This window comes from Streptomyces sp. NBC_00203 (assembly GCF_045206325.1).
Taxonomy (GTDB): domain Bacteria; phylum Actinomycetota; class Actinomycetes; order Streptomycetales; family Streptomycetaceae; genus Streptomyces; species Streptomyces lutosisoli.
This window is the reverse complement of the sequence record NZ_CP108126.1, coordinates 5,533,219-5,546,993: the sequence shown is the minus strand read 5'-3', so window position 1 is coordinate 5,546,993 and position 13,775 is coordinate 5,533,219. Positions and strand designations below refer to the sequence as shown.

The window sequence follows — 13,775 nt, the reverse complement described above, 5'->3', positions numbered from 1 at the left end:
AACGGGTGTCAGCGGCAACAGGGGCCGAGGAGACGGAGGCCTTCGCGCGGCTGCTGCGAGAGCTCAAGGACCGCTCGGGACTGAGCTACGGGGCGCTTGCCAAGCGGCTCCACATGAGTACGTCGACACTCCACCGCTACTGCAACGGCACCGCCGTACCGATCGATTACGCACCGGTGGAGCGCCTCGCAAGGGTCTGCCGGGCAACGCCGCAGGACCTGGTCGAGCTGCACCGGCGCTGGATCCTGGCGGACGCGGCACGGGGGCGCAGGGCGGATCAGGTCGCACCGACGGGTTCGATTCAGGGAGCCGCCAGTTCGGCTCATGCGGCCAGTTCGGCTGATGCGGCCAGTTCGGCTGATGCGGCCGGAACGGTTGAGAGGGTCGATACCGGCTCAACGGCATCGTACGAACGGGGCGAGGGCGAAAGCGGTGAGCCGGTTGTCGTCGACGCGCCGCGGGACCTCGCACCGCCCCGCCGTCCCCGTCGTCCCCATAGTCGCCGCACCGTGCTGATCGCCTCCGTCGCGGTGACCGCCGTACTGGGGGCTGTCGTGCTCTCCCTGAATCTGCCGTCCGGCGGCGCGGGTGACCGACGGGCCGGCGACACCGCCGTGATCACCGGCACGGCGGACGCCGGGAAGCCGTCCGCCGCTCCGTCCCCGAGCGCGAAGGGACACAAGCCGTCCGCATCCGCCTCCGCCTCCCCCACCGAGTCCGAGGGAGCCGGATCCGGCACTTCGAAGGGCAGCGGCAAGCAGGGCGCGGCCCAGTCCACCGGCGACAGCGCCACCGGCGCCGTGCCGCTCACTGTCGGCACCCGTCCCTACGTCTACGACGACCCGTGCAGCCAGCACTTCCTGGTCGACAGCGAGCCCGAACAGGTCGGGCCGCCGGCGAGCGAGCAGGACGCCCCGCGCTGGGCCGCCGCGTACGGGGCGGTGTCCTCGCGCGAACAGCGGATCGCCCTCACCGTCCAGGGCACCGGCAAGGAGACCGTCGTCCTGGAGGCGTTGCACGTACGCGTCCTCACCAAGGGCGCGCCGCTCGCCTGGAACGACTACTCAATGGGCGTCGGCTGCGGCGGTGGCGTCGGCACCAAGTCGTTCGACATCGGCCTCGACATCGGCAGTCCCACGGTCACCGTCAAGAACGGCCAGCGCGAATTCCCGTACAAGGTCAGCGAGTCCGACCCGGAGGTCTTCTACGTCAACGCCCACACCGAGGCGCACGACGTCCGCTGGGACCTCACCCTGGACTGGTCCAGTGGCAGCCGCCGTGGCACCGTCCACATTGACGACAACGGCACCCCGTTCCGCACCAGCGCCGACGCGGACCGCCCGGGCTACGACTACCCGCTGGGCGGCGGCGAGTGGATCAAGCGGGAGAGCTGACCGCCTCGTTCCTCACCCGGGCTCGGTCGACGGACCACGCGACCAGAGCCACCAGCACAGCCACTCCGGCCGCGTACACCGGCAACCACAGGGTCGTGGTGGCGGACAGGCAGTCGGCAACGGCGGTGTGGCTCTGGACGTCCTGCGCGTGAGCCAAGGCGGCACCGTCACGGCCGGCCAGGTTCGCCAGCGCCGCCTCCGTCCGGATGCTCTCGTAGGCGCCCAGCGCGGGACACCGGTCACGGGTGCCCGGCATCGGAAACAGCCACGCCCAGCGCTGCAGCATGGGGGCCAGTGCGATCGATGCACACAGGCCGACGACCAGCGAATACGCCGTCAGATTCCGCGCGTACTCGGATCGGAGGCCGGGCGTCCACCTCGGCAGCCGGTAGAAGGAGAAGATCACCGCGAGAAGCGTCACCCCGATGTAGGTGGCGAACCACTGCCACGAACCTTCCGCGAGTGCGGCCGCCAGCACGGCGGCGAGGGCGATGCCGATGACTCCCGGCGCACCGGCAACGTCATGACCCGCGCTGGTGGATGCCGAACTCCGGGGTCCTTGCGGGCTGGAATCGTTCACGCTCTCTCCTGCCTGGTTCGGCTCTCAGCATCCAGGCGGAACACGCCGTCGACCCGCTGCCATGCCGGACGGGCCCGAAAGCCTGGCCCGGTTGGCGGGGCTTCCGCTTCCCAGGTCATTCACGCCGGTTCGAGTTGTGATTCCGGTTGCCGCGCCGGTGCGGGCTTCGACTCCCACAGTTTGGTGGTCCGTACGTAGCCGTAGATCACCGAGGTCATCGCCAGAATGAGAAGTGGTCCAGCCACCCACGGATGTCGGGCCATCTCCATCGGCAGATAGCGATAGGACACCAGGAGCGCGGCGAAGACCGTTGCGCCGTAGGTGACCAGCTGGATTCCTGATCGGTCCCAGCCGTGGTCGTGCGCGCGCAGAGCCGCCTCGATCGTGAGCGCGAACACCGCGCCGGCGATGAGATCGGCGCCGTAGTGGTAGCCGAATCCCAGCGTTGCGCTGAGCGTGGCGATCAGCCAGAACGCGCCCGCCCATTGCAGAATCCGTGGGCCTTTGCGGGAATGAATGAAGATCGCGGTGGCCCACGCCGTGTGCAGGCTGGGCATGCAGTTGCGTGGGGTGATCTCGTCGAACGGCATGTGGTGCGGGGTAGTGATCGGCGGCAGCGTGTCCGGCCACAGGTCGGCCGTCGCCCAGTGCCCGCTGGGCGGCGTCTGTGCCCACAGGCTGACTGCCGCCCAGTGCTCGGCGCCGGTGCCGTAGGCGAAGACCGGTCCGACCACCGGGAAGATCATGTAGATGGCCGGCCCGATGAGGCCGATCGCCAGAAAGGTGCGCACCAGATGGTGGCGCGGGAAGCGGCGCTCGACCGCCACGTTGCGCAGTTGGTACAGGGCGACGACGACCGCGGCCACCGCGAGCTGACCGTAGACGATGTCGAGAAAATTGAAGCCGATCGGGCCGGTGGCCGTGACGATCCGGCCTGCAAACCACGACGGGTTGCCCAGCGCGTGATCGGCGGTCGCCACGTACTGGTCGAGCACCGCCGGGCGGGTCTTCGAGGTGACGAGTAGCCAGGTGTCGCCGGTCTTGCGGCCGGCCACCAGCAGCAGGGCCAGCCCGACGCCCTTCAGCAGCAGGACACGTTCCCGGCCTGTGCGGCGCGTGACGGCGATGACCGCGTAGCCCAGAATCACCCACAACGCGCCGTTGCCGAAGGGCTGGCCGTCGGTCGTCCTGGCGTCGACCGCCCACCGCACCAGCGAGAGGACGACGTCGATACCGATCGCGGCACCAGCCGCGATGAACCGCTGCCGCCAGGTGAGCACCACCATCATCAACGCCATACTGGCGTACAACAGCGGCCCCGATTTGGGGGCCAATATCACCTCTTGCACCTGGTTGGTAATCGGCCCGGGCAGGCCGTAGCGGCGCGCGGCGATCTCCAGCATGATGAGGAATCCGAGTGCCGCCACACCCGCCACGGCCCAGAGTCTCGCCCGTGGTTGGCGCCATCCGGAGAACGTAATTCCGTATCTTATTCGTGCCCATATCTGCGATTTCATAAATCTCACTTTTCAGTAGATACGCTGATTTTTACTGAGCAGTTGATAATCGCGCAATGGCATTGTTTCCGGTGAAGGGCGGGCAGTGAAGCGTCGCGTCCGGCGCGGTACTGGCTAATCTGCAGGCGTGACCACCGAGTTGATCCTGCTGTCCGAAGTCGCCTGTCGCGGGCGGGAGATCACCGCCCCCCGGCTGCGCGGGCTGTTGGCCTTGCTTGCCGAGGATCTGCGCACCGGCTGCAGCACCGGGCGGCTGGTGGAGGGTCTGTGGCCGGACGAGCTGCCGGAGCGGCCGGGGAAGGCGGCGCAGGTCCTGGTGTCGCGGCTCAGGGCGCAGATAGGGGCCGACCTGGTCGTGAGCACGCCGACGGGGTACCGGCTGGCGCTGGACGAGGCACAGGTCGACAGTTCCGCGCTGCTGCTGCACGAGGCGGCGAGCGCCGAGCGCGCGAGGGCCGGGGATCACGCGGGCTCCTTGGCACAAGCCGAGGCGGGCCTGGCTCTGTGGGACGGGAGCACGGGGGCCGGGGCGGGAGAGGGCCTGCACGATCCGGTGGTGGCGCTGCGCGCCGACCGGGGCCGGACGCATCGTGCGCTGGTCCGCTTCCGGGCGCTCGCGCTCGCCCGGACGGGGCGGCGGGAGGAGGCGGCGGCGCCGCTGACCGGGCTGGCCCGCGAACTGCCGCGCGACGAGGAGGTGTTGGCGGAGCTGCTGCGGTGTGAGGCCGCGACCGCCGGGCGGGCCGCGGCGCTGACCCGGTACGACGCCTATCGCCGCGGGCTGCGGGACGAGCTGGGGACCGATCCGGGGCCCGGACTCCGGTCCGTGTACCAGGAGTTGGTGCGGGCGGACGTACCGCGTGTCCGCCACGGTGTGCCGCACGAGCCGAACCCGCTGCTGGGGCGGGACACCGACATCGCCGCCGTGGCCGGGCTGCTGCGCGAGGTCCGGGTGGTCACGCTCGTCGGTCCCGGCGGGCTGGGCAAGACCCGTCTCTCCCACGCGGTGAGCCGGGCGGCTGAGCAGCCCGTGGTGCATTTCGTCACCGTGGCCGGTGTCCTCGCCGATGACGACGTCACCGCCGAAGTGGCCTCGGCCGTCGGTGCCGGGGAGGGCGGGCGGTTCAGCGGGGGCGGGGATGTGATCAGCGGCATCGTCGCCGCGCTGGGCGCCGGGCCCGCGCTGCTGGTGCTGGACAACTGCGAGCAGGTGATCGCCGGCGCCGCCGGACTCGTACAGGCGCTGGTGTCGCGGTCGAAGGAGCTGCGCGTTCTGGCCACCAGCCGGGCTCCGCTGGGACTGACCTCGGAGTCGGTGTACGCCCTGCCGGAGCTGTCGCTGGCGACGTCGGTCGAGCTCTTCGGGCAGCGGGCGCGGGCCGCCAGGCCCGGCGTGGAACTGCCCGCCGACAAGGTGGCCGAGATCTGCCGTCACCTGGACGGGCTGCCCCTGGCCGTCGAACTCGCCGCGGCCCGGGTCCGGGTGCTCTCGGTGGCCGACATCTCGCGCCGGCTCCGGGACCGTTTCGCGCTGCTGCGCGGCGGCGCCCGCGACGCGCCCGAGCGGCACCGCACACTTCAGGCCGTGGTCGAGTGGAGCTGGAATCTCCTGGAGCCAGATGGCCGGGCGGCGCTGCGCGCGTTGTCCGTCTTCCCCGGGGGGTTCACCGAGGACGCGGCCCAGTGCGTGCTCGGCGAGAGCGGGGACGCGCTGACGCTGCTGGAGCAGCTGGCAGGTCAGTCGCTGCTCAAGGTGGGCGAGAGCTCATCCGAGGGTCCTTCCGAGGGCCCTTCCGGGGGTCGTTCCGAGGGCCCTTCCGGGGGTCGTTCCCCGAGCCCTTCCGAGGGTCACTCCGGGGTGCGCTTCCACATGCTGGAGACGCTGCGGGAGTTCAGTGCCGCCCGGCGCGCCGAGGCCGGTGAGGAGGAGGCGGTGACCGGCCGGTTCCTTGTCTGGGCCCGGGACTTCGGGCGTGCGCACCACGACGCGCTGTTCCGCGGCGATCCGCTGCCCTCGTGGTTCCGTATGCGTACCGAGCAGGACAACCTCGTCCTGGCCCTGCGGTACGCGCTGGCACGCGCCGACGGGCCCACCACCGCGGCGGTCACCGCCGTGCTGGCCTCCCTGTGGGTCACCGACTCCAACTACGCCCGGGTCGTCGCCCTGTGCGCCGAGACCGGCGGGCCGCTGTCCCGGTTCCGCCCCGGCCCCGAGAACCCCGAGGACGTGGAGGCGGCCCGCAGCGCGGCGGCGGTGTGCGCGAGCAGCCTCCTCATGGGCATGGGCCCGCGCGCCGTACGCCAGCTCGTCACACTGCGCCGACTGCCGCCCGCCCCGCCGGACACCCTGATGCGGGCGGTGGCCGTCGTGCTGTGCGCCGTCCCGGACATGCACCCGCCCCGGTACGCACGGCTGCGGGAGCTGTGCGACGCCGACGAGCCCATGCTGGCGGGCGTCGCCTCGTGCATCGCCAGCTACGTGTGGGAATCCGAGCACGAGCCGGAGCGCGCGCTGGAGTACGCCCGCCGGGTGCCCGACGCGTGGCGATCGCTGCGGAATCCGGCCATGCGGCTCCTCAGCCATGGGCGGATCAGCGAACTGTGCCTCCAGTCCGAGCGTGGCCAGGAGGCGTACGACCATCTGCGCGCCGCGTTGAGCACGCTCGACGAGTTCGACGGCTGGCCGGACTCGATCGGCGTCCGCTGGGGCCTGGTGATCGCCTGTCTGCAGCGCGGGGAGATCGACGAGGCGGAGTACTGGCTGGGACTCGCGGCCCTGGACCAGCAGTCGGAGGCCGCCCGGATCTTCACGCCCGATCTGGTGGCGCGGGCGGAGATCGCGCTGGCCCGGGGGCTGACCGAGGTCGGGCTCGGGCTGTGGCGCCGGGCGGTGGAGCGGGTCCGGGAGGCCGGCGCGCTGCACACCGGCGATCCGTTCGTGGAGCCGTGGGCACTGGAGATCCAGTCGGCCGCGCTGGCGGCGCACGCACAGCACGGCCGCCTTGAGCCGGTGCCCGCGCTGGCCGGGCATCTGCGGGAGCGGCTGCTGGGGATGCTGTCCGGCTCTTCAGGAGACGGCTCTTCGGGGGACGGCTCTGCGGGGGACGGGTCTCCGATGGAACTGCCGGTGTACGGCACGGCGTTGCTGGCGCTCGGCTTCGCCGGGCTGGCCGGGGGCGACCCGGCGGCCGTACGGCTGGTGGCGCTGGCGGAGCGGATGCCGGCGGTGCGGGAGTGGTCCACCCTGTCCTCGGCCCGGTCCCGGCAGGCTGCCGAGAACGCCGACAGGGCGGCCTACGACGACGCGAGGTCGACGTACGCCGCCCTGGGGCGGGAGGAACTGCGGGCCGCGGCCCTGCGCGAACTCAACTCCGCGACTCACGGTTGAACTTCGCCTTGGACCACAGGTAGCCCAGCACGGTCAGCCCCAGGCACCAGACGACGGCCAGTACCGCGTTCTTGGCGCCGATCCCGCTGCCCAGCAGCAGCCCGCGCAGGGTCTCGATGACGGGCGTGAACGGCTGGTACTCGGCGAACCAGCGGAACCAGCCCGGCATGGCGTCCACCGGCACGAACGCGCTGGACAGGAACGGCAGCATCACCAGCGGCGTCCCGATGTTGCTGGCCCCCTCAGGGTTGGGGCTCACCAGACCGATACCGACCGCGAGCCAGGTCAGCGCGAGGCTGACCAGAGCCATCAGCCCGGCCGCCGCCACCCACTCCACCGGATTCGCGTCGGGCCGGAAGCCGATGGCCAGTCCGATACCCAGGACCAGCACCAGAGCCATCAGCGTCTGGATCACGCTGCCGATCACGTGTCCGATCAGCACGGAGGCGCGGGAGATCGCCATGGTGCGGAACCTGGCCATGATGCCCTCGGTCATGTCGGTGCACACGGCCACCGCGGTGCCGAGCGAGGTCATGGCCACGGTCAGGAGAAGGATGCCGGGGACGAGGTAGGCGACGTAGTCGGCGCGGTTCGCGTGGCCGCCGGTGATGCCGGCGCTCATCACGTTGCCGAAGAGGTACACGAACAGCAGCAGCAGGATGACCGGGGTGAGCAGGAGGTTCAGGGTGAGGGAGGGGTAGCGGCGGGCGTGCAGGAGGTTGCGCCGCAGCATGGTGAGGTTGTCGCGGAACGCGTAGCCGGCGGTGCTCATCGGACGGTCTCCTTGCTGGTGGAGGGGGCGGGGACGGGGCTTGCGGTCAGGGCGAAGAACACGTCGTCCAGGTCCGGGGTGTGCACGGACAGCTCGTCGGCCTCGATGCCGGCGGCGTCCAGCCAGTCGAGGATGGCGCGCAGTTCGCGCTGGCTTCCCCCACTGGGGATCTGCAGGGTGAGCGCCTCGTCGTCGCGGGTGGTCTCGCGCAGTGCGGTCGCCGCCTGTTCATATGCCACCGGGTCGGCGAAGCGCAGTCGCACATGGCCGCCGGGGACGAGCCGCTTGAGCTCCTCGGCACTGCCCTCGGCGACGAGCTTGCCGCCGTTGAGCACCGCGATGCGGTCGGCGAGTTGGTCGGCCTCCTCCAGGTACTGGGTGGTGAGAAAGACGGTCGTACCGCCGGAGACCAGCTCGCGGATGATCTGCCACATGGTGTGCCGGGAGCGCGGGTCGAGGCCGGTGGTCGGCTCGTCGAGGAAGATGATCCGCGGGCTGCCGACCAGGGTCATGGCGATGTCGAGGCGGCGCTTCATGCCGCCGGAGTAGGTGGAGGCGGGCTTCTTCGCGGCCTCGGTGAGATCGAACCGCTCCAGCAGCTCGGCGGTGACCCGTCGGCCTTCAGTCTTGGAGAGGTGGTGCAGGTCGGCCATCAGAAGCATGTTCTCCTCGCCGGTGATCAGTCCGTCCACGGCGGAGAACTGGCCGGTCACACCGATGGCGGCCCGCACCGCCTGCGCCTCGGCACTGAGGTCGTGCCCGGCGATCCGCGCCTGTCCGCCGTCGGCGGAGATCAGCGTCGACAGGATGTTGACCACCGTGGTCTTACCGGCGCCGTTCGGCCCGAGGAGGGAGAAGATCGTGCCGGCGGGCACCTGGATGTCGATGCCGTCGAGGACGGTCTTGTCCCCGTAGGACTTCCGCAGCCCGGTGGCTGCGATGGCGAGTTCGTGGGTCGTTGATGTCATGCGGCAGAGCTTGGGGGTGGGGCGGTTCAGGATGGCTTCAATGCGGTTTCAGGGCTTCGGGGGGAGCTTTGGAGTGCTGAAACTTGCAGGCCAGGACGTCGGTTGAGCTTGTCGATCAAGCTGGTCCCATCGGTTGACACCGGAGCCGACGGCCGCACCAGCTCGCGGCGCCCGCGCGAAGGTGCTCTCCGGCTGGGGCGCCTCGTACAACACGTTCATCGGGGCCGGCGACATCACCGGTGACGGGAAGGCCGACCTGGTCTCGCGCGACACGAGCGGAAACGTGTGGCGCAACAGCGGTGACGGCAAGGGGTCGTTCGGCGGTCGCTCGAAGATCGCGACGGGCTGGCAGGGATACAAGGCCGTCGTCTGAGCCGCCTCGCCCCATGAAGTGTGGATCGTTCACCGCGTTCCGAACGGCACCGAGATTTGGCCGAAGGAGAAGCTGGCCCCCGACGTGGCTGGGTTGCCGCTGCGGCGTTACGTGACTCATTGATCGTTTCAGAATGAGGACACGGCGTCACCTGTGGGCGCCCGGCCCGTGCCGCGCGCTCGCCGCGTCGGCTGTGAAAATCGCTGTCCGATTGTCGGAACGCGGTGATAGGGAGTCCATGTGACAACGACACTTGCGTTCCCCGTTCTGTTGCGACTGATCGACGAACGGTCGACCGCCTTCCGCGCCGCGGTCGCCTCCGCGCCCAGCCTCGACGTACAGGTGCCAACCTGCCCCGAGTGGACGCTGTTCGATCTGGCGCAGCACATCGGCGAGGGGCGCCGCGCCTGGGCCGCCACCGTCGCCGCAGGGCCTGCTCCGGCCAAGTCCGCACCAGAGGGCGCCCCGGCTGCGCCTCGGGAGCGCGAGGCCGTGCCGGCCTGGTTGGCCGCGTCGACGCAGGAGTTGGTGGACGCACTGCGGGAGGCCGGCCCGGATCGCGGTTGCTGGACGTGGTGGGGTGCGTCGCAGTCGCCGCAGACCTGTGGCGCCGTCGCCCGGCACCAGCTCCAGCAGATCGCGGTGCACACCTACGACGCCCAGGTCGCTGTGGGTGCCCCGCAGCCGCTGCCGGATGAGGTGGCACTCGACGGTGTCGAGGAGTTCCTGTTCACCTGCGTCGCAACGACGGGTGCCTGGCCGCACAAGCCCACTGCCTTCGACTTCCACGCCACCGAGGGCCGTTCCTGGCGCCTCACGGTCGACGGCGACGGCGCACGCTCCACCCGTATCCCCGCGCCCGGCACGACGCCTGTAGCTGCCGCCGACGAAGGCCCGAACCCGGCTGGCGTCTCCGTCCGCGGCACGGCCAGCGAGCTGGTCCTCTTCGTGTACGACCGTATCCCGGCGGACTCCCTGCAGATCGAGGGAGACGCAGGTTTGTTCGATCTGCTCCGCGCGTGGGAACCGGAGGAGTAGGACGGGTGTTGCAGAGCGGCGAAGTGACCCTTGTCAAGACCGCATGCGGCGGCTGACACCACCGGCTGACACCAACAGGCACGAACAGCAGCGGTCAGCGCCGGACCTCGGTGGACGATCGACCGGGGCGCAGGGGCCGTTGGCCGACGTTGGCAGACCCTTGTGATCGACCTGATAAGGATGAGGTCAGACCTCAAAAATTGGGCACCACGCGGGGCGTCACCGTCAACAGATGGCCCACGAACGCAGCTGGTCGGCCGCGTACACGGCCCCGCGGCGTCAGGCGCCGAGCGCCGTCCGCAGAGTGGAGGCCATCAGCTCGATGGCCTCCTTGCCTGCCAACACCGGGCCGGTGTGGGTGAAGTAGTGGTCGACGCCCTCGAAGACACGGTGGGTGACCGGGACTCCCGCGGCGTCCAGGGCCTTGGCGTAGGCGTCGCCCTCGTCGCGGAGGCGGTCGTGTTCCGCGGTGATGACCAGGGCGGGCGGCAGGCCGGCGAGGTCGTCGGCCAGGCCGGGTGAGACGAGGGGGTGGGCGCGGTCGGCCGGATCCGGGACGTAGGCGGCGGTGAAGATCCGTAGGAGGTGGGGGTTGAGGAGCGGCTTGGCGATGGGGGAAAGCTTGGTGGCGGGGGCGGCGAGCTGGTCGAGCGGTGCGGAGTCGATGATCTGGAGCCGGGGCGAGAAGGTGCCACGGTCTCGGGCCGTGCGGCAGACCGCGGCGGTGAGGTTGGCCCCGGCACTGTGCCCGCCCACGGCGAGTCGCGAGCCGTCCCAGTTGTTGGCGGGGCCGTTCTCGGCGACCCACGCGGTGACGTCGTACGCCTGGGTGACGGGGGCGGGGAACGGCCGCTGCGGGGCGACGGCGTAGTCCACGTTGATCACGACGCAACCGGCCGTGGCGGCGATGTAGCGGCAGATGTGGTCGTCCTGCTCGGGGCGGCCGACGATGAAGCCGCCGCCATGGAAGTTGACGTACACGGGGGCGGGGTCGGGGTCGGGGGTGTCGGTGGTGACCGGCGGGCGGTAGACGGTGCAGGTCACCGGTCCGGCGCCGGTCTCCACCCGGAGGGACTCGGTGCGCTTCGGGATGTCGGTGAAGCGCAGGTCCTTGTGTACGCGGGTCATCATGCCGCTGAGCAGCAACTGGACGCCTCTGGCCTGGATTCCGGGACTGAAGGGCATGGTCCGACCCGCCTATCGCTACAACTTTAAAGTATCAGGTTTCCTGATAATGACCGCTCGACCCGCGTAGCGCAACGGGGAGCGCATCACCGGCTCACTCCCGCCCGGGTCGAGGGCAGCGCTGACGACACCCCGACCGCGACGACGGAGGCGAGCGCGGTCGGGGTGTCGGTGCGCCGGTCCGGCGCGGGGTGTTCGTGGCGTGGGTCGCGAGGCGCGCGCCGACGGCTCCGCAGGGCTCGCCCAGGGCGATCGAGCCGCCATGGGTGTGGAAACGGCACGGGCCGTGCCACCGTGACCGCGGACGTGGGCCTACACCACCACCATCCGCGCGAGCGCCGTCGTTTCCCAAGCCGAGAGAGCGAGTTCGATGCTCGTCACCCGGTCCAATGGAAACTCCCAGGCCTGGCCTGCGACCCGGATCAGTGGTTGACCATGGCGCAGGTGACCGTCGTCATTCCGTCGCCCGTCTTGACGACGAACTTGGCCCCGCTCAGACCGTCGACGTCAAACCTTCCCGAACCGTCCGTTGAGACAGTGCCCGAACTGGACCCCGAGTAGGTCACCTTCTGGCCGTTGGGGAACCCCACACCCCAGAGGTGGTACTTGCCGTTCGACTCTCTTTCGACATTGCACGTCGCACTGGGAGCGGCGCCGGGCGCCGTGGTGGTCGACGCGTGTGCGGCAACCGCGGGGCCCAGCGCGAGCGCGGGGACGGCCAGGAACGTGAGTGCTGCGAGACGTGTCCGGTTCATCGTTCTACCTCCCTTGGGCGCTGCCAGTGCGGCCGGTGGGACGTGACGGCTCCGTCACCCGCGGCATCGGTCGCACAGGGCGCCTATGAGGAAAGCCTCGCTCCGTCACGCCGTGCGTACACCAACCCACATGGGCAATGCATCCCTTTTGTTCACCGGAGCGTTTTCCGTGAGGCGTGATGACGTTTTTATCGTATCGTCCGGTTTGTCGCGTGACATCTCGTGGAACGGCCGGGAAGCCGAGGATCACGCTCTCCAGCGTTGCCCCGTCAGCAAGTTCGAAGATCGGGCCCTGATCCGCGCCCTGGCTGCCGCCGCGCCCGCCACCACCTCCAGCGTCCAGCTCGCGTCGTCGACGGCACTCAGCTTCCACACCCGCGAAGCGCCACCGCCCATCTTCCATGCCCCCTCAGGTCAGTTAATTGTAAAGAACCTTGACAGATAATTGGTCTAGTCCAACTATGGACGCTGTTCGCCCCTGGTCGAGGGGAGTTCTCCCGCGCATAGCGACCGGGTGGACATCCCGCACGTGTGCCCGCTGTTCCCGCCTGCACTTTTTCCCTATGGGAGCGTCAATGAGACGACCTGGTTCTCCTCGTATTCGTACGTTGCTGTCTTGCATGACCGTGACCGCCCTGTCGGCCGGGCTGGTCGCCCTCGGAGGAGGTGGCGCGTTCGCCGCGCAGCCTGAGTCCTCGTATCGCGCGAAGCCCATGCCCGCGCATGTGGCGGCGCCCTACTTCGAGGCGTGGACCGGGGAGAGCCCGGCCGCGCTCGCCGCCGCGTCGGGCAACAAGTACCTCACCATGGCGTTTCTCCAGACGGATGCGGCGAACTCCTGCACCGCGTACTGGAACGGCCAGACCACCCAGCCGATCGGCAAGGCCACCTTCGGCGACGACATCGCCAAGATCCAGGCGCGTGGCGGCAACGTCATCCCGTCCTTCGGCGGCTACAGCGCCGACACCACCGGCACCGAACTGGCCGACAGCTGCACCAGCGTCGACGCCATCGCCAAGGTGTACGAGAGTCTTGTCACGACGTACGGCGTCTCCCGCATCGACCTCGACATCGAGGCCGACTCCATCAACAACTCCGCCGGGATCGACCGCCGCAACAAGGCCATCGCCAAGGTCCAGCGCTGGGCCGAACACACCGGCCGCAGCGTGCAGTTCTCCTACACCCTGCCGACCACGAACACCGGCCTCGCGCCGAGCGGCGTGGCCCTGCTGCGGAACGCCGTCGACAACGGCGCGCGCGTGGACGTCGTCAACATCATGACGTTCGACTACTGGGACGGCGCCACCCACGACATGGCGGCCGACACCGAGACCGCCGCCGCCGGTCTGCACGACCAACTGGCCGCCCTCTACCCGAAGAAGAGCCCGGCGAAGCTCTGGCACATGATCGGCGTCACCGAGATGCCCGGCATCGACGACTTCGGCCCGGAGGAGACCTTCACCCCGCAGGACGCGGTGACGGTGGAGAAGTGGGCCGTCGCCAAGGGGATCAGCACGCTTTCCTTCTGGGCCCTCCAGCGCGACAACGGCGGCTGCGTGGGCACCGCCGGCGCCAACTCCTGCTCCGGCATCGCCCAGGACACGTGGTACTTCAGCCACACCTTCGAGCCGTTCACACGCGGGGTCCGCTTCAGCGGTTGAGGTCGCCGGCCGCGCCGCCCAGGCCGCCAACGCCGGGGCGCCGCGCGCTCCTTTCCCTCCCCTTTTACTCCTCCTTTCCTCCTCCTTTTCCTCCCCAACAAGCAACCCCTGCACAGCTTTCACTCGTCTCACAGGTTGCTCACA

12 protein-coding genes are annotated in these 13,775 nt (G+C 69.9%); 6 read left to right on the top strand and 6 right to left on the bottom strand.

Features of this window, described 5'->3' with window-relative positions; all coding sequences use genetic code 11:
- Window positions 1–5: 5 nt before the first annotated feature.
- Window positions 6–1,394 (top strand): helix-turn-helix domain-containing protein, encoded by a 1,389-nt coding sequence (locus OG975_RS24935; RefSeq protein WP_406331574.1) that lies wholly within the window; start codon window positions 6–8, stop codon window positions 1,392–1,394.
- Here the strand turns inward: OG975_RS24935 and OG975_RS24930 are convergent.
- Together OG975_RS24930 and OG975_RS24925 are read right to left on the bottom strand one after the other, a co-directional pair.
- Window positions 1,378–1,974, bottom strand: a complete 597-nt coding sequence (locus OG975_RS24930; protein ID WP_406331573.1) for a hypothetical protein — start codon at window positions 1,972–1,974, stop codon at window positions 1,378–1,380. The two genes, OG975_RS24935 and OG975_RS24930, sit on opposite strands and share 17 nt — an antisense overlap.
- Window positions 1,975–2,093: 119 nt before the next feature.
- Window positions 2,094–3,491 (bottom strand): phosphatase PAP2 family protein, encoded by a 1,398-nt coding sequence (locus OG975_RS24925; protein WP_406331571.1) that lies wholly within the window; start codon window positions 3,489–3,491, stop codon window positions 2,094–2,096.
- A 127-nt stretch (window positions 3,492–3,618) separates the two neighbouring features.
- On the opposite strand from OG975_RS24925, the gene OG975_RS24920 reads away from it, so the two are divergent.
- Window positions 3,619–6,879, top strand: coding sequence for an ATP-binding protein (locus tag OG975_RS24920; RefSeq protein WP_406331570.1), 3,261 nt, complete (start codon window positions 3,619–3,621; stop codon window positions 6,877–6,879).
- On the opposite strand, the gene OG975_RS24915 is transcribed toward OG975_RS24920, so the two are convergent.
- The gene (locus OG975_RS24915; protein WP_406331569.1) at window positions 6,857–7,651 is read right to left on the bottom strand and encodes an ABC transporter permease; all 795 of its coding nucleotides are present in this window, start codon (window positions 7,649–7,651) and stop codon (window positions 6,857–6,859) included. The two genes, OG975_RS24920 and OG975_RS24915, sit on opposite strands and share 23 nt — an antisense overlap.
- The gene (locus tag OG975_RS24910; RefSeq protein ID WP_406331568.1) at window positions 7,648–8,619 is read right to left on the bottom strand and encodes an ATP-binding cassette domain-containing protein; all 972 of its coding nucleotides are present in this window, start codon (window positions 8,617–8,619) and stop codon (window positions 7,648–7,650) included. Before OG975_RS24910 ends, OG975_RS24915 begins: the two co-directional genes overlap by 4 nt.
- Window positions 8,620–8,752: 133 nt before the next feature.
- On the opposite strand from OG975_RS24910, the gene OG975_RS24905 reads away from it, so the two are divergent.
- Window positions 8,753–8,992, top strand: a complete 240-nt coding sequence (locus OG975_RS24905) for an FG-GAP repeat domain-containing protein (RefSeq protein WP_406331567.1) — start codon at window positions 8,753–8,755, stop codon at window positions 8,990–8,992.
- 240 nt (window positions 8,993–9,232) lie between these two features.
- Complete coding sequence (locus OG975_RS24900; RefSeq protein WP_406331566.1) at window positions 9,233–10,030, top strand: maleylpyruvate isomerase family mycothiol-dependent enzyme; 798 nt, start codon at window positions 9,233–9,235, stop codon at window positions 10,028–10,030.
- A gap of 279 nt (window positions 10,031–10,309) precedes the next feature.
- On the opposite strand, the gene OG975_RS24895 is transcribed toward OG975_RS24900, so the two are convergent.
- Window positions 10,310–11,215, bottom strand: coding sequence for an alpha/beta hydrolase (locus tag OG975_RS24895; protein ID WP_406331564.1), 906 nt, complete (start codon window positions 11,213–11,215; stop codon window positions 10,310–10,312).
- Between the two features lie 422 nt (window positions 11,216–11,637).
- On the bottom strand, window positions 11,638–11,970 hold the full coding sequence (locus tag OG975_RS24890; protein ID WP_406331563.1) for a hypothetical protein: 333 nt from the start codon (window positions 11,968–11,970) through the stop codon (window positions 11,638–11,640).
- A gap of 130 nt (window positions 11,971–12,100) precedes the next feature.
- On the opposite strand from OG975_RS24890, the gene OG975_RS24885 reads away from it, so the two are divergent.
- Window positions 12,101–12,415 carry a hypothetical protein gene (locus OG975_RS24885; RefSeq protein WP_406331562.1) on the top strand — a complete coding sequence of 105 codons (315 nt, stop codon included), beginning with the start codon at window positions 12,101–12,103 and terminating at the stop codon, window positions 12,413–12,415.
- 175 nt (window positions 12,416–12,590) lie between these two features.
- Entirely contained in the window at window positions 12,591–13,631 is a 1,041-nt protein-coding gene (locus OG975_RS24880; protein ID WP_406331561.1) for a chitinase, read from the top strand.
- Window positions 13,632–13,775 lie beyond the last annotated feature (144 nt).

Excerpts from the sequence above, each read along its gene's own strand:
- OG975_RS24925 (WP_406331571.1), bottom strand. The coding sequence starts at position 3,491 with ATGAAATCGCAGATATGGGCACGAATAAGATACGGAATTACGTTCTCC.
- OG975_RS24915 (WP_406331569.1), bottom strand. The coding sequence starts at position 7,651 with ATGAGCACCGCCGGCTACGCGTTCCGCGACAACCTCACCATGCTGCGG.
- OG975_RS24910 (WP_406331568.1), bottom strand. The coding sequence starts at position 8,619 with ATGACATCAACGACCCACGAACTCGCCATCGCAGCCACCGGGCTGCGG.
- OG975_RS24895 (WP_406331564.1), bottom strand. The coding sequence starts at position 11,215 with ATGCCCTTCAGTCCCGGAATCCAGGCCAGAGGCGTCCAGTTGCTGCTC.
- OG975_RS24890 (WP_406331563.1), bottom strand. The coding sequence starts at position 11,970 with ATGAACCGGACACGTCTCGCAGCACTCACGTTCCTGGCCGTCCCCGCG.
- OG975_RS24885 (WP_406331562.1), top strand. The coding sequence starts at position 12,101 with ATGGGCAATGCATCCCTTTTGTTCACCGGAGCGTTTTCCGTGAGGCGT.
- OG975_RS24880 (WP_406331561.1), top strand. The coding sequence starts at position 12,591 with ATGACCGTGACCGCCCTGTCGGCCGGGCTGGTCGCCCTCGGAGGAGGT.